The sequence below is a fragment of the Streptomyces sp. H27-C3 genome, assembly GCF_030063415.1.
In the GTDB taxonomy this organism is placed as follows: domain Bacteria; phylum Actinomycetota; class Actinomycetes; order Streptomycetales; family Streptomycetaceae; genus Streptomyces.
The window spans coordinates 26,540-47,978 of the sequence record NZ_JASITA010000051.1 but is presented as its reverse complement, the minus strand read 5'-3'; the positions used below and the strand labels follow the sequence as shown (position 1 = coordinate 47,978).

Here is a 21,439-nt window from a genome sequence, read left to right as displayed (position 1 = left end):
GTCTACCGCGCCGCCCAGCTCGGCACGACCGCTCCGCCGGCGCCACCACGTCCTCCGCAGTCCACTCCAGCCCGTGCGCCGCGACCGTCACCTCCGTGACGGCGAGCCCGGACGGGCCGTCCGGGAGCCAGCGTCGGAACAGCGTCACCCCCGTCTCCTCCGCCTGCCGCACCCCCGCCTCGGTGAGCGCATCCGCCGGATACGGCAGCCACACCTGGAACTGGTGCGTGTGCGGTGGTTCCGGATGCACCCGGAACCACGGCACACCGGTCGCCCGCAGCCCCTGCGTCAACGCGGCGGCCACCACCTTCGCGTGGGCCACGTACTCCGGCAGCCGCGGCAGCTCCCTTTCGAGGCCCAGCAGCGCGGAGAGCGCCGCCGGGGACTGCTGGAAGAGCTGTCCGCCGTACCGGTGCCGCCAAATCCGCGCCTCTGCCACCAGCGACTCCGACCCCGCGAGCACGGCCCCGGACATCCCGTCCAGGGACTTGTAGAAGGACACGTACACACTGTCCGCGAGAGCCGCGATCTCGGGCAGCGCACGGCCGAAGTGGGGGGCGCACTCCCACAGCCGCGCGCCGTCGAAGTGCACCACTGCGTCCCGCTCTCGCGCGGCCTCGACGACCGCCGTCAGTTCGTCCCAGGAGGGCAGCACGAAACCGGCTTCGCGCAACGGCAGCTCCAGCATCAGCGTGCCGAAGGGCTCGGCGAAGTCCCGCACCTCGTCGGCGGTGGGCAGCCGGGGCTCGTCCGTCGGGTGGGCCGTCCGCAGCCCGCTCACCACGGACAGCGCACCGGCCTCGTGCTGCTCCGGATGGGACAGCGGATGCAGCGCGACAGTCGCGTTGCCCGTGCGCCCCGCCCAGCACCGCAGCGCCACCTGCTGCGCCATCGTGCCGGTGGGGAAGAACGCGGCGGCCTCCATGCCCAGCGTCCGCGCGACCCGCTCCTCCAGCTCCGCGACGACCCCGTCGCCGTACACGTCGGACAACTCCCCGACGTCGTACACAGAGCCCGCGTCGGCCGCCAGTACGGCCAGCTGCTCCCCGACCGTTCGATCCGTCGACTGCCGCCACAGGGTCCGCTTCGACTGTTTCCACGCCGCGCGCCTGCGCCGTCGGCCGTCCTCTTCGCTGGTGTCCGTCATCCGTCGATCATCCCGCACGGGGCACCCCCGCCCACAGGCTGTGGACAGCGAGGGGCCGCCACGAAACGCTGGCGTAGCATGACGAGAAATCGTCCGGTACCCCCCGCGGACTGGAACGGAAGGCCGTCCCCGCGTGAACGTGAACGCACCACACGAGTCCCTGGACGCCAGGGACCGCCCCGCCCGCCTCACCGTCGGCGTCGTCGGAGCAGGCAGAGTGGGCCCCGCCCTCGCCGCCGCGCTGCGGCTCGCCGGGCACCGTCCCGTCGCCGTGTCCGGCGTCTCGGACGCCTCCGTCCGCAGAGCCGCGACCCTGCTGCCCGACGTCCCACTCGTCCCTCCCGTCGAGGTCTTCGCCCGCGCCGACCTGGTACTGCTGACCGTTCCCGACGACGCTCTGCCCGGCCTGGTCGAGGGTCTCGCGGAGACCGGCGCGATCCGCCCCGGACAGCTCCTGGTGCATACGTCGGGCCGGTACGGGACCGGAGTCCTCGGGCCCGCCCTGCGCGCCGGCGCTCTCCCGCTCGCGCTGCACCCCGCCATGACGTTCACCGGCACATCCGTGGACGTTCAGCGGCTGGCCGGCTGCTCCTTCGGCGTCACCGCGCCCGAGGAGCTGCGGCTCGCCGCCGAGGCCCTGGTCATCGAGATGGGCGGTGAGCCCGAGTGGATCGCCGAGGAGGCCCGCCCGCTCTACCACGCGGCCCTGGCGCTCGGCGCGAACCACCTGGTCACGCTGGTGGCCCAGTCCATGGAGCTGCTGCGCACCGCGGGCGTGGAAGCCCCCGCCCGGATGCTCGGCCCGCTGCTCGGCGCCGCTCTCGACAACGCCCTGCGCTCCGGCGACGGCGCCCTCACAGGACCCGTCGCGCGCGGCGACGCCGGCACCGTCGCCGCGCACATCTCGGAGCTGCGCAAGCACGCCCCGCAGACCGTCGCCGGATACCTGGCGATGGCCCGTACGACCGCGGACCGCGCCCTGGCGTACGGCCTGCTCAAGCCGGAGCTGGCGGAGGACCTGCTCGACGTCCTGTCGGACGGGGCGGGCACAGCCGGTCCGGCGGGCGGAAAGGGTGGCGCGGGCACCGGCGAGGGGGACGACCGATGACCACCCACCTCGTGCGTACCGCGGCCGAACTGCACGCGCTCGCGCGCACAGGACCGCGTGCCGTCGTCATGACCATGGGCGCCCTGCACGAAGGGCACGCCTCGCTGGTGCGCGCCGCCAGGGAGCACGTCGGCCCCGGTGGCTCCGTCGTGGTCACCGTCTTCGTCAACCCGCTCCAGTTCGGCGCGGGCGAGGACCTCGACCGCTACCCCCGCACCCTCCACGCCGATCTCCTCGTCGCCGGACAGGCGGGCGCGGACGCCGTCTTCGCCCCGTCCGCCGACGAGGTCTACCCCGGCGGCGAACCGCAGATCCGGATTGCCGCGGGACCCATGGGCGAGCGCCTCGAAGGGGTGTCCCGCCCCGGCCACTTCGACGGCATGCTCACGGTCGTCGCGAAGCTGCTGCACCTCTCCCGGCCCGATGTCGCGCTGTACGGACAGAAGGACGCCCAGCAGCTCGCCCTGATCCGCCGGATGGCCCGCGACCTCAACTTCCCGGTGGAGATCGTCGGCGTACCGACCGTGCGCGAGGCGGACGGCCTGGCCCTGTCCAGCCGCAACCGTTTCCTCGCTCCCGCCGAGCGCCGCACCGCGCTCGCGCTCTCCCGCGCGCTGTTCGCCGGCCGCGACCGGCTCGCCGCCCAACAGGCCCTGCACGCGCGCGCACAGGCCCAGTCCGTACCGCCACGCGCGCGTGCGACCGCTCTGGCGGCCGTCGGCGAGGAGCGGGCGGCGGCCGACGCGTACGCCGTCGCGGAGGGGAGCTCCCTGAGCGCCCCCGTCGCCGTACGCGCGGCGGCCCGCGCCGTCCTGGACGCAGCGGCGCGCCTGGACCCCCCGCTCGCCCTCGACTACGTCGCCCTGGTCGACCCGTCCGACTTCACCGAGGTGCCCGACGGCCACCTCGGTGCCGCGGTCCTCGCCGTGGCCGCCAGGTCCGGTGCCACCCGGCTGATCGACAACATCCCGCTGACCTTCGGAGCCCCGGCATGACCCGCACCGGTATACGGCTGAACGCCCCCGCCCCCGGCTGGTCCATCGACGCCGACGTCGTGGTCGTCGGCTCCGGCGTCGCGGGTCTGACGGCCGCGCTGCGCTGCACCACGGCGGGCCTTCGTACCGTCGTCGTCACCAAGGCGCGGCTGGACGACGGCTCCACGCGCTGGGCGCAGGGCGGCATAGCCGCGGCGCTGGGCGACGGCGACACCCCCGAGCAGCACCTGGACGACACCCTCGTCGCCGGCGCGGGACTGTGCGACGAGGACGCCGTACGGGCCCTGGTCACCGAGGGCCCGGACGCCGTGCGCCGTCTGATCGAAACCGGCGCCCTCTTCGACACCGACCCCGAGTCGGGCGTCATCCAGCTCACCCGAGAGGGTGGCCACCACCGCCGCCGCATCGCGCACGCGGGCGGCGACGCGACGGGCGCCGAGATCTCCCGGGCGCTCGTCGAGGCCGTCCAGGCCGCCTCGCTCCGTACGATCGAGAACGCACTGGTCCTGGACCTGTTGAAGGACCCCGAAGGCAACACCGCCGGTGTCACCCTGCACGTCATGGGCGAGGGCCAGCACGACGGCGTCGGCGCGGTCCGCGCCGCGGCCGTCGTCCTCGCCACCGGCGGGATGGGCCAGGTCTTCTCGGCCACCACCAACCCGTCCGTCTCGACGGGCGACGGCGTCGCCCTGGCGCTGCGTGCGGGCGCGGAGGTCTCCGACCTCGAATTCGTCCAGTTCCACCCGACGGTGCTCTTCCTGGGAGCGGACGCGGAGGGCCAGCAGCCACTGGTCTCCGAGGCGGTACGGGGCGAGGGCGCCCACCTGGTCGACGCGGACGGCGTGCGCTTCATGCTCGGGCAGCACGAACTGGCCGAGCTCGCGCCCCGCGACATCGTCGCCAAGGCGATCATGCGCCGCATCCGGGAACAGGGCACCGAGCACATGTACCTGGACGCCCGTCACTTCGGCGCCGAGATGTGGGCGTCGCGTTTCCCCACCATCCTGGCGGCCTGCCGCGCCCACGGCATCGACCCGGTGACCGAGCCCATCCCGGTCGCCCCGGCCGCCCACTACGCCTCCGGCGGCATCCGCACGGACCTCCGCGGCCGTACATCGGTCCCGGGCCTGTACGCGTGCGGCGAGGTCGCCTGCACGGGCGTCCACGGCGCGAACCGCCTCGCGTCCAACTCCCTCCTGGAGGGCCTGGTCTTCGCGGAGCGCATCGCGGAGGACATCGCGGCCCGCCCCGAAGCTCCCGCGGCCACCACCGTGGAGAGCGCCGAGGTCTCCGGCCCCCTCCTCGACCCCGCCACCCGGATCGACATCCAGCGGATCATGACGGCGGGCGCGGGCGTGCTCCGCTCGGCCGAGAGCCTCGACAACGCGGCGGACGCGCTGGAGGCGCTGTACCTGAGCGCGGTGTACGACGCGGAGCACACCCCGCGCCCGGGGTCCGCCGCGGACACCAAGGACGCCGAGCCCGGCGTCGAGGCATGGGAGGTCACCAACCTCCTCCTCGTCTCGCGCGTCCTCGTCGCCGCTGCCCGCGAGCGCGAGGAGACCCGAGGCTGCCACTGGCGCGAGGACCACCCCGACCGCGACGACGCGGACTGGCGCCGCCACCTCGTCGTACGCCTCACCTCCGACCGCCGCCTCGTCGTACGGCGTACCGAATCCGCCGCGTTCCCGCCCGTAAGCCACGCAGTGACCCACCCCGCATGAACCCGGCCCGTACGAACCAGAAGGAGCAGTAACCGTGAGCACGCCCGACCACCCCCAGCTCCTGCCGACCGCCGCGTCCGGCGGCTGCGGCGACTCCTGCGGCTGCGGCGGTGAGGACACGTACGAGCTCGACTCCGCCGAGTGCGGCCTGGACCCCGACCTCGCCCAGCTCCTCGTCGACGCCGGCCTCGACCCTCTGCAGGTCGAGGACATCGCCAATGTCGCCCTCGCCGAGGACCTCGCGGACGGGCCGGACGTGACGACCGTCGCGACCGTCCCCGACGATGCCGTCGCGACCGGCGACTTCACCGCCCGCGAAGCCGGCGTCGTCGCCGGGCTGCGGGTCGCGGAAGCGGTCCTTTCCATCGTCTGCACGGACGAGTTCGAGGTGGAGCGGCACGTCGAGGACGGCGACCGGGTCGAGCCCGGCCAGAAGCTGATCAGCGTCACCACCCGCACCGCCGACCTCCTCACCGGCGAGCGCAGCGCACTCAACCTGCTGTGCCGCCTGTCCGGCATCGCGACCGCCACGCGCGCGTGGGCGGACGCTCTCGACGGTACGAAGGCCAAGGTCCGCGACACCCGCAAGACGACCCCGGGGCTGCGCGCCCTGGAGAAGTTCGCGGTCCGCTGCGGCGGCGGCGCCAATCACCGGATGTCGCTCTCCGACGCGGCGCTCGTCAAGGACAACCACGTGGTGGCGGCCGGGGGCGTGGCCGAGGCGTTCAAGCTCGTACGCACCCGCTTCCCCGATGTCCCCGTGGAGGTCGAGGTCGACACACTCGCCCAGGTCACCGAAGTCCTGGAGGCGGGCGCCGACTTGATCCTCCTGGACAACTTCACCCCGGCCGAGACCGCCGAGGCCGTCGCCCTGGTGGCCGGCCGCGCCACCCTGGAGTCATCCGGCCGCCTCACCCTCGACACGGCACGCGCGTACGCCGACACCGGCGTCGACTTCCTCGCCGTGGGCGCGCTCACCCATTCCGCCCCGATCCTTGACATCGGCCTCGACCTCCGTGCGCCGAATGCCGAGCCGAATGCCGAGGCGAAGTAACCCATGCTGCTCACCATCGATGTCGGCAACACCCACACCGTCCTGGGCCTGTTCGACGGCGAGGAGATCATCGAGCACTGGCGGATCTCCACCGACGCCCGTCGCACCGCCGACGAACTCGCCGTACTCCTCCAGGGCCTGATGGGTATGCACCCGCTCCTCGGCGACGAACTGGGCGACGGCATCGAGGGCATCGCGATCTGCTCCACCGTCCCGTCCGTCCTGCACGAGCTGCGCGAGGTGACCCGCCGCTACTACGGCGACGTACCGGCCGTGCTCGTCGAGCCGGGCATCAAGACGGGCGTGCCGATCCTCATGGACAACCCCAAGGAGGTCGGCGCCGACCGCATCATCAACGCGGTCGCGGCGGTCGAGCTGTACGGCGGCCCGGCCATCGTCGTCGACTTCGGCACGGCGACGACGTTCGACGCCGTATCGGCGCGCGGCGAGTACGCGGGCGGGGTGATCGCGCCAGGCATCGAGATCTCCGTCGAGGCGCTCGGCGTCAAGGGCGCCCAGCTCCGCAAGATCGAACTGGCCAGGCCGCGCAGCGTGATCGGCAAGAACACGGTCGAGGCCATGCAGTCCGGCATCGTGTACGGATTCGCGGGCCAGGTCGACGGCGTGGTCACCCGCATGGCGCGCGAGCTGACCGGCCCGACGGGCGACCCGGACGATGTCACCGTCATTGCGACGGGCGGCCTCGCCCCCATCATCCTCGGCGAGGCGTCGGTCATCGACGAGCACGAGCCGTGGCTGACCCTGATCGGCCTGCGCCTGGTGTACGAACGGAACATGGCCCGCATGTAGCGGCCGGCGGCCCCCGGCCGAGCGTGGTGACGCCGGGGGCTCCGCGGCGGCGTGGGCCCTGTGACGCCGGGGGTTCCGCGGCGGCGAGGGGGCGCCCTCCGCGCCGCGCCGCCGTACATCGCTTAAACCGATTTTGTCCCATTGGCACGTATCGTCACCTCATGCCCACGCCATACGGATCCCGCGGCGGCATGGCGTTCAGCGCAGACGAGCTGCGGGTGCTCCGACGCGCCCTCGCCACCGCCCTCCATCCCACCCCGCTGTCCGACGAGGACGTCCGGGACGTCCTGCGCCTCGCCGGTTCGGTGGACGAGGCGGTCCGCGAGGCCGGCAGGCTGCGCGCGTTCCTCCTCGCCGACCTCGCCCGCTACCGCGCCGCGCTCCCCGCCGCCGCCCCGGGATACCTGGAGCTGCTCCAGGACGCCCTGGCCGCCGGGTACCAGCCCGTCCCCGACGACCTGGTGGCGCTGCGCACGCTGCGCCACCTCCCGGTGGGCGCCGCGCTGCTGCGCCGCTGCCAGGTGGTCGCCGAGCTGTCGCTGCGGGCCCGCCTGGCCGGCCGCAGCGCCGCCCCGGCCCCGCGCACCCGGCTGCTCGCGCTGCCCGGCGGACGCGCCGCGGATGAGCCGCGCCCCAAGGAGCCGGTGCCTGACCGATTCCCGCACCCCGGCCGCCCGATGCCCAAGCCCTCCGAGGTGTTCCCGCCCCGCCGTCACCCCGTCCCCCCGCCGGAACAATGGGCCGCCGGGTAGCTACTCTGGACGGCATGGACTACGTTTCCGCGCTCCTGCCCCCGGTAGTGATGGCCGCATTCTTCATCGCCCTGGTCATGACGATCATCAAGACCCAGGGTGGCTCCAACAAGGGCAAGGAGGATGCGGCCGTGGACGCCGCCATCGTCCGCGCCGAGTCCGCGCAGCAGGCCAGGGCCCCCAGGGCCGGCGACGCCTGACCCGCACGTCCCACCCGCCGGGCCCCGCGTTCCCGAGGGCGTACAGCTCGCTTCGAGCCGTACGCCCTTTTCGCTGCGCAAATAACCGGCCGTAACCCTTATCTCCCACTATGGTGGCGCTGTGCCCCGCCAATTGGGAGACCTGGAAGACGCGGTCATGACACGCGTGTGGCAGTGGAACCGCCCGGTGACTGTCCGGGAAGTTCTTGAGGACCTTCAGAAGGAACGGTCCATCGCCTACACCACCGTGATGACCGTAATGGACAATCTCCATCAGAAGGGCTGGGTCCGCAGGGAAGTCGACGGCCGCGCCTATCGATATACGTCGGTCTCCACCCGGGCCGCCTACTCGGCCGCACTGATGAACGAAGCCTGGTCGCAGAGTGACAACCCCGCCTCGGCCCTGGTCGCCTTCTTCGGCATGATGTCGACGGAGCAGCGTGTCGCTCTGCGGGATGCCATGCGCGTCGTTCAGGGCGACGACCCCACCGAGGCCCGCGTCGATCCCGTTGAACGCGCGGAGAGGCCCACGGACGGGCCTACGGATCGGCCCGCGGATGAGCCCGCAGAGGACGCGGAGGGCACAACTGAGGGCATGGAGGGCGCCGAGAACGCGGACGGCGCGGGAAGATAGCGTCGTCGTATGCCCACAGAGCTTCCCGTGCTTCCCAATGCCGCCGAAAAAGCCATCACCGTCCGCCGGGCGAGGACCAGTGATGTGCCATCCGTCCGCAGCCTCGTGGACACGTACGCACAGAAGCGGATCCTGCTCGACAAAGCGAACGTCACGCTTTACGAGGACATCCAGGAGTTCTGGGTCGCGGAACGCGACGAGGATGCCACTGTGGTCGGCTGTGGGGCTCTGCACGTCATGTGGGAAGACCTCGCCGAAGTGCGAACTCTCGCCGTGGACCCGCACTTCAAGGGCGCGGGAGTCGGGCATCAAGTACTGGACAAGCTGCTGCAGACCGCTCGATGGCTCGGCGTTCGGAAGGTTTTCTGCCTCACCTTCGAAGTCGAGTTCTTCATCAAGCACGGCTTCGTGGAGATCGGTGAGGCGCCGGTTGACGGAGATGTCTACAGTGAGCTGCTGCGTTCCTATGACGAGGGTGTGGCGGAGTTCCTGGGTCTCGAACGGGTGAAGCCGAACACCTTGGGCAACAGTCGGATGCTTCTGCACCTGTGATCGCCAGAAGGCGCCGGAACCCTATGTCCGAAACGCGCACGTTTCCCGTGTTCTTGAGGTAGTGAACCTCGACCGGGGGTTTGTGTTTTCCAGGGAAAAGCGGTTTCCTTTCCGCGTACTGCATTTTCGATGAAAGGAAATCCGGTGGCACAGAAGGTTCAGGTCCTTCTTGTTGACGACCTCGACGGCGTCGAGGCCGACGAGACCGTGACGTTCGCTCTCGACGGCAAGACGTACGAGATCGACCTCACTACGGCCAACGCGGACAAGCTGCGCGGTCTGCTCGACCCGTACACCAAGAGCGGCCGTCGTACTGGTGGCAGGGCTTCCTCGGGTCGCGGCAAGACGCGCGCGACTGCCGGTGGCAACCAGAACACCGCCGAGATCCGTAAGTGGGCCAAGGCCAACGGTTACAACGTGAATGACCGCGGTCGCGTACCCGCCGACATTCGTGAAGCTTATGAGAAGGCCAACGGCTGAGAAGTTGCTGCGGATCCGGGGGATGACCCCCGGTAATGCACAGTCGCACGCAACAACCGGGCCCGGTGGCATTCCGTCGCTGCCGTGCCCACGAGTCGTACGAGATCGGGTGCTTCCCCACGGCACCCGAGACCCGCGAAGGCCGGCAGTGTCGGTTCCACCTCGTGCCCCGGCTCGGGGGGTCGCAGCCACACGGCGGCCCCCTGTGGGCCCGCCCGTCCCGGCGGGGCAGGGGCTGTCATCCGCCCGCCCGCGCCGAGGGCGCGCAGTGCGAGGGCCACACCACCCCATTCAAGCCAGTCGAGGAGCCCAGGCAGCTCCTCCGCACTGCCCGCGGCGACCAGCAGGCGCATGCGCTGCCCCAGGAGGGCGACCGGCCCCAGCTGTGCCCCGCAGCGCCGCAATACCGCGAAACCCGCGTCGGCGGGCAGCTCCAGTACGTCGAAGCGCAGCCCCGTCAGCAGCTCCACCGGCCGGCCTCCGGCGACCGCCCAGCCGAGCTCGTGTTCGTACCATCGGGCAGTACCGTCCGCGTCTTCGAGCGGCAGCGGTGTGCGCGGGAGTGGAACGGTGGGCGTCATGTCCGGACCAACTCCCAAAACGCCCCGAGGTTACGCTCTGTCCGTGCGCGAACGCGTTCTGTTGATGCGCGAGGGGCGTGTGGAGGCGTTCGGCGGCGCGAGGGTGTTCGCCCGTAGCGGAGGGAACCGGCGCGCGCCGCATGGAGTGTCAGTCCTTGCGGGTAAGACATTCCTAGTGGGAAGGGGCGACACGCTGGCCGAGCCGTCTCACGTTCGCCATCGGCGTACTGGTTGCACGGGTATCTGCTTGGCCTGCGGGAACATCGTCTCGCACCATCAGGTTGGAGCAGTTGTCGGCTGTTCGGCAGAGGATTCCTCGCGCAGGCGGCGGATCCGGACGGATGTCGGCAGTTGGAATGAGCTGTCCCGTCCCACGGGACTAGCATGCGGAAGGACAGGGAGGGGACCGACCCCTCTCACTGCCTGACCGCTCTGAGGAGCGATTAACGATGTTCGAGAGGTTCACCGACCGCGCGCGGCGGGTTGTCGTCCTGGCTCAGGAAGAAGCCCGGATGCTCAACCACAACTACATCGGCACCGAGCACATCCTCCTGGGCCTTATCCACGAGGGTGAGGGTGTCGCCGCTAAGGCACTGGAGAGCCTCGGGATTTCGCTCGAGGCGGTCCGCCAGCAGGTGGAGGAGATCATCGGGCAGGGGCAGCAGGCCCCTTCCGGCCACATCCCCTTCACTCCCCGTGCCAAGAAGGTCCTGGAGCTTTCGCTCCGCGAGGCCCTTCAGCTCGGCCACAACTACATCGGCACCGAGCACATCCTGCTCGGCCTGATCCGCGAGGGCGAGGGCGTCGCAGCCCAGGTCCTCGTGAAGCTGGGCGCCGATCTGAACCGGGTGCGGCAGCAGGTCATCCAGCTGCTCTCCGGTTACCAGGGCAAGGAGGCGGCCACCGCAGGCGGTCCGGCCGAGGGCACGCCCTCGACCTCGCTCGTCCTGGACCAGTTCGGCCGCAACCTGACGCAGGCCGCTCGCGAATCCAAGCTCGACCCGGTCATCGGGCGCGAGAAGGAGATCGAGCGGGTCATGCAGGTGCTTTCGCGCCGTACGAAGAACAACCCGGTTCTCATCGGCGAGCCCGGCGTCGGAAAGACGGCGGTCGTCGAGGGACTCGCGCAGGCCATCGTCAAGGGTGAGGTGCCCGAGACCCTCAAGGACAAGCACCTCTACACCCTGGACCTCGGTGCGCTCGTCGCCGGATCCCGCTACCGCGGTGACTTCGAGGAGCGCCTGAAGAAGGTCCTGAAGGAGATTCGCACCCGCGGCGACATCGTCCTGTTCATCGACGAGCTCCACACCCTGGTGGGTGCGGGCGCCGCCGAGGGCGCGATCGATGCCGCCTCGATCCTGAAGCCCATGCTGGCGCGTGGTGAGCTTCAGACCATCGGTGCGACGACGCTCGACGAGTACCGCAAGCACCTCGAGAAGGACGCGGCGCTGGAGCGTCGCTTCCAGCCGATCCAGGTGGCAGAGCCTTCCCTCTCCCACACGATCGAGATTCTCAAGGGCCTGCGCGACCGTTACGAGGCCCACCACCGCGTGTCCATCACGGACGAAGCGCTGGTCCAGGCCGCGACGCTCGCCGACCGTTACATCTCCGACCGCTTCCTTCCCGACAAGGCGATCGACCTGATCGACGAAGCGGGCTCCCGGATGCGCATCCGCCGGATGACCGCACCGCCGGACCTCCGCGAGTTCGACGAGAAGATCGCGAATGTCCGCCGGGACAAGGAGTCCGCGATCGACTCGCAGGACTTCGAGAAGGCGGCTTCGCTGCGCGACAAGGAGAAGCAGCTCCTCGCGGCCAAGGCCAAGCGGGAGAAGGAGTGGAAGGCCGGCGACATGGACGTCGTCGCCGAGGTCGACGGCGAGCTGATCGCCGAGGTGCTGGCCACGGCCACGGGCATCCCGGTCTTCAAGCTCACCGAGGAGGAGTCCTCGCGCCTGCTGCGCATGGAGGACGAGCTCCACAAGCGCGTCATCGGCCAGAAGGACGCCATCAAGGCCCTCTCGCAGGCGATCCGCCGTACGCGAGCAGGCCTGAAGGACCCGAAGCGCCCCGGTGGCTCGTTCATCTTCGCCGGCCCGTCCGGTGTCGGTAAGACCGAGCTCTCCAAGACGCTCGCCGAATTCCTCTTCGGCGACGAGGACGCACTGATCTCCCTCGACATGTCGGAGTTCAGCGAGAAGCACACGGTTTCCCGTCTCTTCGGTTCTCCCCCCGGTTACGTGGGTTACGAAGAGGGCGGCCAGCTCACCGAGAAGGTGCGCCGGAAGCCGTTCTCGGTCGTCCTCTTCGACGAGGTCGAGAAGGCCCACCCCGATATCTTCAATTCCCTTCTGCAGATCCTGGAGGACGGTCGCCTGACCGACTCCCAGGGCCGCGTCGTGGACTTCAAGAACACGGTCATCATCATGACGACCAACCTCGGGACCCGGGACATCTCCAAGGGGTTCAACCTGGGCTTCGCCGCCCAGGGCGACACCAAGTCGAACTACGAGCGGATGAAGAACAAGGTCAACGAAGAGCTCAAGCAGCACTTCCGGCCCGAGTTCCTCAACCGTGTCGACGACACGGTCGTCTTCCACCAGCTGACCGAGGAAGACATCATCCAGATCGTCGACCTCATGCTCGACAAGGTGGATGAGCGGCTCAAGGACCGCGACATGGGTATCGAGCTCAGCTCGGAAGCCAAGTCGCTGCTCGCGAAGAAGGGCTACGACCCGGTCATGGGCGCCCGGCCGCTGCGCCGGACGATCCAGCGGGAGATCGAGGACATCCTCTCCGAGAAGATCCTTTTCGGTGAGCTGCGCCCCGGTCACATCGTGGTCGTCGGAACCGAGGGCGAGGGTGACGCGAAGAAGTTCACCTTCCGCGGCGAGGAGAAGTCGGCACTGCCCGACGTCCCCCCGATCGAGTCCGCGACGGGCGGCACCGCCGGCCCGAACATGACGAAGGACGCGTAACCCGCGCCCGAGCGCATGTGAGTGTGTGCAGTCCTGAAGGGGCGGCCCCGGAACCAGCAATGGTCCCGGGGCCGCCCCTTCGGGGTACGGCCTTGTCGTACGGCGCAGGGGTACGGGCGCAGGCCTACGGCGTCAGCAGGTGGCGGGCTTGCGCCAGCTGCATTCGAGGTCGGCGGCGGGGGTGGCGGCGCGGTCGGGCCGGGGGCGTACGAGCCTGGTGTCGTCCTCGCCGGACGAGGCGAGGGTGACCACGATCGCGTCCTCGATGCTCTTCACCGACGCGGCCAAGTAATTGTTCAGGACGATGCTGAAGACCAGCTCGCGCCCGTTCGCGTCCGTAACGTACCCGGACAGGCCCGAGGCGCCCGTCAGGGAGCCGGTTTTCGCCCGCGCGTTCAGGGCGGCCGGGGTGCCGCACATCCGGGTGCGGAGGGTGCCGCCGACCATGCGGTCGGGTGAGCAGGCGACCGGCAGGGACGCGCGCCAGTCGGCGTACCAGGGCGCGTCCCGCACGGACAGCAGGAGCGCGGCGAACTGTCCGGCGGGGATGTTGTTCATCCGGGACAGCCCGGAGCCGTCGACCTGGCGCAGGGTGGCCGGGTCGACGCCCTCCTTCCTGAGGTGGCCGGTGATGGCCGCCAGCCCGGCCGCCCAGCTGCCGTCGCCGGTGGTCTCGTAGCCGAGGGTCTTGGTGAGCGCCTCGGCGTGCATGTTGTTGGACAGCTTCATGAACGGGCGCATCAGCTCCTTGAGCGGCATGGAGCTGTGCGTGGCGAGGGTGCGCGCACCCGGGGGAGTGGGACGGCCGAGGCGGGCGGGGCCTGTGATGCGTACGCCGTGGGCGGCGAGGGCGTCGGTGAAGACCTCGGCGGCGTACCCGGTGGGCTCCCAGACGCTGACCCACTCCTTGGTGGTGCCCGCGCCGACGGGAACGTTGCCGGTGACGCTGATCGTGTTGGAGCCGTGCCGGCGCTCGACCGCGAGCGTGTTGGGGCCACCGGCGGGGACGGTGGTGGCGCGGATGTCCAGGTCCACGTAGTCGGTGCGCGGGGTCAGCGTCAGCTTCGGGCGGGCGCCCCGCGCGGCGCCGGGCGCGACCTCGACGATGACCGTGCCGGAGTCGTAGTCGGTGTCGGGGGCGACGGTGAGCGCGGAGATCTGCGCCGAGTAGTACGCGGACTCGTCGTCGGCGGCCCAGGAGCGGCCGAGGCGCTGGGTGTCGAAGCGGGTGTCGTCGGCGACGAGACGGCCGGTGACGCGCTTGATGCCCGACTCGGCGACCTCGGCGGCGAGCCGGTCGTAGTCCTTGGCGAGGGTCGTCGGGTCGCCGCTGCCGCGGAGGTAGAGGTCGCCCCGCAGGACGGAGCCGTGGCGGCTGCCGGTGGAGAGCGCGTCGGTGCGGTAGCGGTAGTCGGGGCCGAGGAGGGCCATGGCCGCGGTGGAGGTGGGCAGCTTGGTGTTGGACGCGGGCATCAGGCGGTCGGCGGCGTCGCGCCGGTAGAGGACCTCGCCGGTGGCGGCGTCGGCGACGACGACGCCCGCGGCCCCGCCGTCGAGGCGGGGGTCGGTGAGGATCGTGTCGATGGCGCCCTTGATGCCGCCGTCGGAGGGACCTGCCCCGGCGGGCGAGCTCCAGGTGAGCGTGCAGGCGAGCCCGATGGACACGGGCCAGATCCAGGCACGGGCACGGGAACGGGAACGGGGATGGGGGAGACGCGTACGCGGTGTGCTCACGGGTCTGCTCATGGCACAGGAGCATCCCGGACGGGGGCGGCGGGGGGAAGGAGGCGAGTGGTTGACGCGGGTGGTGGCGTGAGTGGTTGGCGCGGGTGATGAACGTCGTCCACCCCCGGCGCCCACCGCTCCCGCGACCCCGGCGCCCGCGCTACGCCTCGGTCTGGGTCGCGCGTATCAGGGCCGCGAGTGCGTGGGGGGTGGTGGTGAGGATGACGTCCGGATCATCGCTCTCCCGGAGGCGGATGGTGCCGTCGGGGGCGGGGGCGACGTAGACGCAGTTGGCCTGGTCGCCGCTGAATGTGGACTTCTGCCAGTCGAGGTGAGTCATGAACGGGCTTCCTGGAGGGTGTAGAGGATGTGCTGGATCAGGCCGAGCGAATCGCGGGACGCTTGCTTGACGGTCAGCACGGCAGTGTCGATCGGCGGCAGTGCGGCGGCGCTGAGCCTGTCGAATTGTCGGCGGTACTTCGCGACTGATTCGGAGCCGTGCAGGAACATCGACTCCGCTGGGTGCTCCACGAGTACGGTCTCCAGCGCGCCACCGTGAGAGCCGATGTGGCAGAACGGCGTCGTGAGCGCCGAGACAGCATCGGCTGTGAACGGGAAGACCTGGATGGTCATGTGGGGCAGCTCGGCCAGTTCTACGAGGCGTAGGAGCTGTCGACGCATCACCTTGGCTCCGCCGAAACGCATATGGAGCGCTGCTTCGTGAACCACTGCGTGGACGGTCGGTGCACCGCCTGCGGTGAGGACATCCTGACGCTGCATCCGGAAGCGGACCGCCGATTCGATGCCCTCGGACGTGGTGACTGCATCGCTGGCTTGGAAGATGGACCGGGTGTACTCCTCCAGCTGGAAGAGACCAGGCAGGAACAGCGATTCGTACGAGCGGAGGTCGGTGGCCTTTGACTCCAACTCGGCCAAGTCGATTGCGGAGGGCGGGATCTGGCCCTTGTACCCGTTCCGCCAGCCTTTGCCGGAGGGCTCTGCCAGGTCTACCAGGGCGTCAACGTAGGTAGAACTAGTAACCCCATATGAGGTGCAGAGAGTGCGAATTCGCTCTGCGGAGATGGCGGTGTTGCCGCCTTCGACGTGGGTGAAGTGCACGCGGCCCATCCCGATGAGAGCGCCGCCCTCATGTGCGGTGAGCTTGGCATCTTCCCGCAACTTCTTCAGTTCTACGCCGAGTCGGCGTTGCCGTTCGGTGGTGGTGGTTCGCAGCGCCAATGCGGACTCTCCTTGGAGTGTGGGGCTCAGTTTGCCCCGGTGTGAGGTTTCGGTCCACCAATCTCACAGACAAGGTTGAACATGTAACCCCTTATTCGCTACCTTGGGTGTGGCGACGCTCACACAGAGATGTTGGAAGCCCGCTGTCGACGCAGCACAACCATGCCTGGCCACGGAAGCGCACCGCCCGATCCATCGTGCGGGGGCGGTAGGCCACTGCGGCCGGGCGTAATCCATCAGTCGAAGCTGTGAACCCAACGCCTTGGAGGCGTCTCGTGGGCGTACCTGAGCATGAACTCCCGCAGTCCTACACCCTCTTCACCCCCGGCAACGCCAGCTCGCCCAAGATCTGCCGCGACTTCGTGCGGAGCGCACTGGAGACCCTGGGGCTGGGGGACTTGGCGGATACGGCGTCCCTGTGCACCTCGGAGCTGGTGACGAACGTGCACCAGCACGCGGCAGGCGACGTGCACCTCAGAACCGCCGTCGAAGCGACCCATGTGCGGGTCGCCGTCTACGACGAGAGTTTCACGCTGCCCACACCCCGGCGGGCACGGGCCGCGGACGCCGGCGGGCGCGGGCTGTTTCTGGTGACCGCGCTGTCGGATCTGTGCGGAGTGACGAGCACAGGGCGGGGGAAGGGGGTGTGGTTTCAGCTCAACCGGTGATGAGGTCAACTGCGTTCCTACCCGTGCCTGTACACCGTGACGTTCTCCGGGAGCTGGTCGAGGCCGTGCACGCTGTGGGGGCTGCCGAAGAGGCGGATGCTCCGGAGTTGTGACAGAGCCGCAACTGGTGTGAGGTCGATCTCCGGCGCGGGCGAACTGAGTTCCAGGCGAGCCAGGTTGGGGAAGAGCTTGGAAACCCCGACGAGCATGGCCGAGGAGATGTCGCCCAGAAGAGAAAGGTCCGTGACGGCGGGCACGGACAGCGAACGGGGAGCGGAGAGAAGCGAATCCCCGGTGGTCTCCAGGTAGGACAGCCGGGTCAGTCGGCCGATGGCTGCCCAGTCCGGGGCCTGAGGATGCGATCCGAGGCCGAGATGGAGGGACTCCAGCTCTCCGTACCTGCCGAGTTCGCCCAGTCCGTCGGTCGGCGCCGCCAGATGGCTCAGGTCCAGGGACTGCAAGGGGGCTTCCCGGGGGAGGTCGGTCATGGACCAGGCGATTCCTTCGCCGTAGAGACTGAGGGACTCCAGGCCCGCCAGCGCCGTCAGAGGGCTGATGCCGGTGTGGACTGTCAGGTCCACGGTGAGCCCACGCAGGGGCAGCCCGGCGATTCCGGTCAGGTCGGTGAGCCGGGGGCAGTCGGTGATGGACAGGATGTGGAGGCGGTCCTGGCCGCGCAGGAACGACACATCCGTCAGGGACGGGTTGCCGCGGATGCGGACGTGGGTGAGCGAGGCGTCGGACGTGTAGGTGCGCAGGGCTAGCGCGGACAGTTCGCCCTTCGCGTCGAGCATCGGCCGGGCGCCGAGTGCGCCGAGAGCCGCGAGGTGTTCGTCCGTCGAGGCCGTGAAGTACAGGCCTTCGGGGTCGATATGCGCGATGACCTCTTCGGCGTACGGGCCGGTCTCGAACCGGGCCCAGGACCAGATGAGCTGGGCCCGGACCAGCGCGGACTTATGTCCGCAGAATCGCGCGAGGAAGGGGATCGCGAGGTCCGATGCCACATGGGACGCGGCGACGACGACATCGTGCGCGGTGGACGAGTCCAGCGTCTCCGGCCCCGGCAGCAGGTCGAGGATCATCGGCCCGGCTGCCGCGAGGTCGCGGGCCGCTTCGGCGTTGCGCGGTGGGATCAGCGCTGCGGCTCCCTTCTCGACCGCTTGGCGTACGAGCGGGGAGAGTTCGGCGGCATCCTGCAGGCAGGCCGCCGCCAGCAGGCGGACGCGGGTGCGGACGGTGACGTCCGGGTGCGCGTCGCCGTACGTGAGCAGGTCGGTGAAGAACTCCGCACGCTCGCGCGGCCTGGCGTGGGCGACCGCCATGCGGATCACGTCGGCCCACTGATCGTCAGCCGCGTGCGCGACCAGTACCCCGAAGTCGCCCTCGTCGACGACCGCCCGTGCGCCGAGGAAGTCCTGGAAGGTGCGGTGGATGAAGTCGACGGTTCCGGGGGACGGTTCGCGCAGGAGGCCGCTGCGGTGCAGGAAGTGTTCGAAGACCGCCTTCGGGTCGCCCAGCGCGGCCAGCTCAGGAACGCCGGGGAGAGCGTCCATGATGATGCGCACGGCCCGTGAACGGTCCATGACCGTACGGCCGTTGCGGATCAGCCAGTACGCGAGCCTTTGCAGCAGCTGGAGTTGCGGTTCCTCGCGCAGGTCCGGGACCCCCATGTGCCGCTCGCGGTCGCGGCGTACGAGCAGCATCGAGAGCGCCGCGATGTAGAGGTCCTTGCGGCCCAGCGGGAGGAAGCCGCGGCGGTCGCGGTGCAGGGCGCAGATCAGGCCGCACAACAGAGGGCTGGTGGCGAGGCGGCCGAGATCGGGCTTCGCCCGTACTGCGGCGAGGAGTTGGCGCTCGTATTCCGTCAAGGCTTCGTCGTCCTCGGAGCCCGTGCGCGCGGCCGTGTGCCAGCGCTTGATGAACGAGGACACGTCGGCCCGGCTCATGGGGGAGAGGGTGAGTTCGGTGAAGTCCTCGTCGTCGAGCCAGTCCTCCCGTACGGCCGAAGGGCGGGATGTGACCAGCCAGCGGTTGCCGGGGTAGGTGTCGATGAGTTCGCCGAGCCACGCGCGCGTGCGGGACCGTTCGGCGTCCGGGATCTCGTCGATGCCGTCGACCAGGACCAGGCCGCGGCCCGCCGTGAGCACCCGCGCCTCCCAGCCGGTGGGCTGCTCACCGGCGAGAGGGCAGTCGACGGCGGCCAGGAAGTCCTTGGGGGCGGGGAGGCGCTCGCCGTGGCGGGTGAGGGTGCGCAGGGGCAGGACGAAGGGGACGCGGTCGTGCAGGTACGCCATGCGGTCGTCGAGGTCCTGGCGCGCGGCGGACACGGCGAGCCACTGGACGAGGGTGGTCTTGCCGGAGCCGGCCTCGCCGCGCAGCAGGACGCGCTCGTGGGCGGCGAGGGCCTGGTCGGCGGGGCTGGTCTCGTTGAGGGCCAAGAGGATCGACCGCGCAGCCTCGATTTCGTGCGTCCCCATCCGCCCGCTCTTCAGCGCCCAGCTGATGTCGCGCGTCTCCGGCCGCCGGCTCTCCGGTCCGGGAGCGGCGTCCAGGCCGGTGGCCGCATCCCCGAGCGGCGCCCAGTCGGGCAAGGGGGGCAAGGCGCCGACCGTCGCCTCCAGACTCAGATACGCCGCGTCCAGCGGCCACTTCCCCGGTGAGTTGCTGAGGTCGATGCCGAAGATCGTCAGCTTGCTGTGCTTCTTCGCGATGTGCGCCAGATAGCGCTGCTCGAACGCCACGTCCTCCGCCCCCGGCAGCGGATTGCGCGCGATCAGCGCGTCCACCTTGGCGATCAGCTCGCCTTGGCGGCGGCTCTGGGTGACCAGCGTCGCGGCGACGAAGGTCGAGCGCTGGGTGAAGAAGTTCAGGATGTGCAGGCAGGTGGTGTCGAGCAGGCGCTCGTAGAAGTACGTCGCGTCCGCCGACAGGTGCCGCTCCGGTGCGCCGCCCGCGCGGCGCAGTTCGCGGGCCAGGGCAGTGTGGCCCAGCCGGACGGCGTCGAGGTCGCTGAGGGCGAGGTCCCCGACGGCGTACAGCGTGGCGGTCAGGGCGTCGATCACCGCGGCGTCCTCACCGGTCGGCACCGGCCGCTCGCCCGCCCGTACGGCCTGCTTGACCAGCTCGGCTGCGAGTTTGCGCAGGTCGCCCTGGGCGAGGGTGCGCTTCTCGCCCTTGAAGGAGACGTATCCGGCGAGCCGGATCGGCTTGTCCACCAGGCCTGCGCCCGGCCCCTCGGCCACGAAGAGCTTTTTGATCAGCGGTGCTACGGCGCCCGATACGAGCCTGGCGCCGATGGTTGCCGGTTCCACGTGCCGTCCCCCTGAGGCCTGCGCTGTCCGATGGGGAAGCGTATCGAGGGGCGTGGCGGTGACAAGGCGCACAGGCTGTTCGCGGCATACGAAGGGGAATAGTTGGCGTGTTCCCAGTCGGTCAGGGGACTTCCGGGTGGCGGTCGGCGGGACCTTCGGTCCGGTGTGCGTAAGGGGTGCGGAACCTGGGCGTATGCCCGATTCGCTGGGTTCCGGTGTGGGGCTAAACCATGACGAGAGCCTTTATTTCGAATCCCCCTGCAGAACGCGTCGGCAGCCGTCAAGGGTCGGATTGCTGTCGCCACGCCTACGGCCCGGGGTAGTAGATGGGCGGTTTGAGGCGGGGCGGGGGTGCGGGTTACCAAGGTGAGGCAGCTCGGCGGTTTGCCGGGTTCGTTCTTATCTCCGGAGGTTTCTTCCGCATGCCGAAGCGCGACATCTTCTCCCTTGCCGGCTCGTCGTCCATCCGTACCCGTGCAGCCCTGGTGGCCGCCGGACTCGGGGCGACGATGGTGCTCGGGACGACGGGGACGGCGTTCGCCGCCGAGGGATCCGCCGCCTCGTCCGTCTCCAAGCAGGCCGACGCCCAGGCCAAGGCCGCCGCGGGCGCCAAGAAGGCGGCTGCCAAGAAGGCCACCGCCAAGAAGGCGGCTGCCAAGAAGGCGGCTGCCAAGAAGGCCACCGCCAAGAAGGCTCCCGCAGCCTGGGGCGAGCCGGTCGATCACTACTCGCTCAGCGCTACGTACGGCAAGGGCGGCGGCATGTGGGCCAGCAAGCACTCCGGGCAGGACTTCGCGGTGAAGATCGGCACCCCGGTCGAGGCCGTGCACGGCGGCACCGTGGTGAAGTCCGGGCCGAACGGGGCCGGTGACGGCCCGGCGTACGGGAACGCGATCGTGATCAAGCACGACAACAACACGTACTCGCAGTACGCCCACCTGTCGAAGGTCGACGCGCACCCCGGGCAGAAGGTGAAGACCGGCCAGCGCATCGCGCTCTCCGGCAACACCGGAAACTCCAGCGGGCCGCACCTGCACTTCGAGATCCGTACGACGCCGAACTACGGCACCGCGATCAACCCGGTGACCTACCTCCGCTCGGAGGGCGTCAGCGTCTAGCTCTTCAGTGCGTGCCCGTGCGCCTGGGTCACCAGGTCGATGGCGACTTCGAGGACGGCCAGCCGCTTCTCCTCGGGGTCGCCTTCGACGTCCTTGAGGACGAACATGCCGGCGTGCATCGTGAAGAGCGCGCTGATACAGCGGACCTGGTCCTTCAGCGCCGAATCCGGCTCCTTGACCAGGTCGAGCATGACGAGCATCCGCTCCTTGAACGTCTCGCCGATGCTCAGGTCGCGCATCGTCGCCTGGTTCTCCTGCATGAAGCGGAAGAGCGGGGCGGCGGCGGCGAGGGCCCGGCTGTAGCGGGTCAGGATCTCTTTCTTCGTGAAGGAGGTGCCGCTGCGCGGCGCGGGCCCGGAGCCG

Annotated in this window: 19 protein-coding genes and 1 pseudogene; 13 read left to right on the top strand and 7 right to left on the bottom strand. The window is 70.0% G+C overall.

Features of this window, described 5'->3' with window-relative positions; translation table 11 throughout:
• On the bottom strand, positions 1-1,147 hold a 1,147-nt coding region (locus QMK30_RS33890), incomplete at its 3' end, for a threonine aldolase family protein (RefSeq protein ID WP_283522176.1).
• Positions 1,148-1,286: 139 nt separating this feature from the next.
• Here QMK30_RS33890 and QMK30_RS33885 point away from each other — a divergent pair.
• The 10 genes from QMK30_RS33885 to QMK30_RS33840 all read left to right on the top strand — a co-directional run bounded on the left by QMK30_RS33885 (position 1,287) and on the right by QMK30_RS33840 (position 9,456).
• Entirely contained in the window at positions 1,287-2,255 is a 969-nt protein-coding gene (locus QMK30_RS33885; protein ID WP_502963276.1) for a Rossmann-like and DUF2520 domain-containing protein, read from the top strand.
• Positions 2,252-3,250, top strand: a complete 999-nt coding sequence (gene panC / locus QMK30_RS33880) for a pantoate--beta-alanine ligase (RefSeq protein WP_283522174.1) — start codon at positions 2,252-2,254, stop codon at positions 3,248-3,250. The genes QMK30_RS33885 and panC overlap by 4 nt, the downstream gene beginning before the upstream one ends.
• Positions 3,247-4,974: an L-aspartate oxidase gene (locus QMK30_RS33875; RefSeq protein WP_283522173.1), complete on the top strand. Its 1,728-nt coding sequence runs from the start codon at positions 3,247-3,249 to the stop codon at positions 4,972-4,974. Before panC ends, QMK30_RS33875 begins: the two co-directional genes overlap by 4 nt.
• 34 nt (positions 4,975-5,008) lie before the next feature.
• Positions 5,009-6,028, top strand: coding sequence for a carboxylating nicotinate-nucleotide diphosphorylase (gene nadC / locus QMK30_RS33870; protein ID WP_283522172.1), 1,020 nt, complete (start codon positions 5,009-5,011; stop codon positions 6,026-6,028).
• Positions 6,029-6,031: 3 nt separating this feature from the next.
• A complete protein-coding gene (locus tag QMK30_RS33865; protein ID WP_283522171.1) occupies positions 6,032-6,838 on the top strand; it encodes a type III pantothenate kinase in 807 nt (268 codons plus the stop codon).
• Positions 6,839-7,029: 191 nt separating this feature from the next.
• A complete protein-coding gene (locus tag QMK30_RS33860) occupies positions 7,030-7,590 on the top strand; it encodes a hypothetical protein (protein WP_283522179.1) in 561 nt (186 codons plus the stop codon).
• Between the two features lie 14 nt (positions 7,591-7,604).
• Complete coding sequence (locus tag QMK30_RS33855; protein ID WP_283522170.1) at positions 7,605-7,790, top strand: hypothetical protein; 186 nt, start codon at positions 7,605-7,607, stop codon at positions 7,788-7,790.
• 121 nt (positions 7,791-7,911) lie between these two features.
• Entirely contained in the window at positions 7,912-8,424 is a 513-nt protein-coding gene (locus QMK30_RS33850) for a BlaI/MecI/CopY family transcriptional regulator (RefSeq protein WP_283522169.1), read from the top strand.
• A 9-nt stretch (positions 8,425-8,433) separates the two neighbouring features.
• On the top strand, positions 8,434-8,976 hold the full coding sequence (locus QMK30_RS33845; RefSeq protein WP_283522168.1) for an amino-acid N-acetyltransferase: 543 nt from the start codon (positions 8,434-8,436) through the stop codon (positions 8,974-8,976).
• A gap of 144 nt (positions 8,977-9,120) precedes the next feature.
• Entirely contained in the window at positions 9,121-9,456 is a 336-nt protein-coding gene (locus tag QMK30_RS33840) for a histone-like nucleoid-structuring protein Lsr2 (RefSeq protein WP_283522167.1), read from the top strand.
• On the opposite strand, the gene QMK30_RS33835 is transcribed toward QMK30_RS33840, so the two are convergent.
• Positions 9,435-10,037, bottom strand: a complete 603-nt coding sequence (locus QMK30_RS33835; protein ID WP_283522166.1) for an SCO3374 family protein — start codon at positions 10,035-10,037, stop codon at positions 9,435-9,437. The genes QMK30_RS33840 and QMK30_RS33835 overlap by 22 nt on opposite strands.
• Positions 10,038-10,486: 449 nt before the next feature.
• Here QMK30_RS33835 and QMK30_RS33830 point away from each other — a divergent pair, with 449 nt between their 5' ends.
• Positions 10,487-13,015: an ATP-dependent Clp protease ATP-binding subunit gene (locus tag QMK30_RS33830; protein WP_283522165.1), complete on the top strand. Its 2,529-nt coding sequence runs from the start codon at positions 10,487-10,489 to the stop codon at positions 13,013-13,015.
• Positions 13,016-13,147: 132 nt separating this feature from the next.
• On the opposite strand, the gene dacB is transcribed toward QMK30_RS33830, so the two are convergent.
• From dacB to QMK30_RS33815, 3 genes are all read right to left on the bottom strand, one after another.
• Positions 13,148-14,761 carry a D-alanyl-D-alanine carboxypeptidase/D-alanyl-D-alanine endopeptidase gene (gene dacB, locus QMK30_RS33825; RefSeq protein ID WP_283522164.1) on the bottom strand — a complete coding sequence of 538 codons (1,614 nt, stop codon included), beginning with the start codon at positions 14,759-14,761 and terminating at the stop codon, positions 13,148-13,150.
• Between the two features lie 139 nt (positions 14,762-14,900).
• Positions 14,901-15,080 carry a DUF397 domain-containing protein gene (locus tag QMK30_RS33820; protein ID WP_283522163.1) on the bottom strand — a complete coding sequence of 60 codons (180 nt, stop codon included), beginning with the start codon at positions 15,078-15,080 and terminating at the stop codon, positions 14,901-14,903.
• Positions 15,077-15,979 (bottom strand): helix-turn-helix domain-containing protein, encoded by a 903-nt coding sequence (locus QMK30_RS33815; protein WP_283522162.1) that lies wholly within the window; start codon positions 15,977-15,979, stop codon positions 15,077-15,079. Before QMK30_RS33815 ends, QMK30_RS33820 begins: the two co-directional genes overlap by 4 nt.
• A gap of 275 nt (positions 15,980-16,254) precedes the next feature.
• Between QMK30_RS33815 and QMK30_RS33810 the strand changes: the two genes are divergently transcribed.
• Entirely contained in the window at positions 16,255-16,647 is a 393-nt protein-coding gene (locus tag QMK30_RS33810) for an ATP-binding protein (RefSeq protein ID WP_283522161.1), read from the top strand.
• 17 nt (positions 16,648-16,664) lie between these two features.
• On the opposite strand, the gene QMK30_RS33805 is transcribed toward QMK30_RS33810, so the two are convergent.
• Positions 16,665-19,958, bottom strand: a complete 3,294-nt coding sequence (locus tag QMK30_RS33805; protein WP_283522160.1) for an NACHT domain-containing protein — start codon at positions 19,956-19,958, stop codon at positions 16,665-16,667.
• A 422-nt stretch (positions 19,959-20,380) separates the two neighbouring features.
• Between QMK30_RS33805 and QMK30_RS33800 the strand changes: the two genes are divergently transcribed.
• Positions 20,381-21,076 carry a M23 family metallopeptidase gene (locus tag QMK30_RS33800; protein WP_283522159.1) on the top strand — a complete coding sequence of 232 codons (696 nt, stop codon included), beginning with the start codon at positions 20,381-20,383 and terminating at the stop codon, positions 21,074-21,076.
• Here the strand turns inward: QMK30_RS33800 and QMK30_RS33795 are convergent.
• Positions 21,073-21,402, bottom strand: a pseudogene (locus tag QMK30_RS33795) (TetR family transcriptional regulator); the annotation flags it as partial. The gene QMK30_RS33800 and the pseudogene QMK30_RS33795 overlap by 4 nt on opposite strands.
• Positions 21,403-21,439 lie beyond the last annotated feature (37 nt).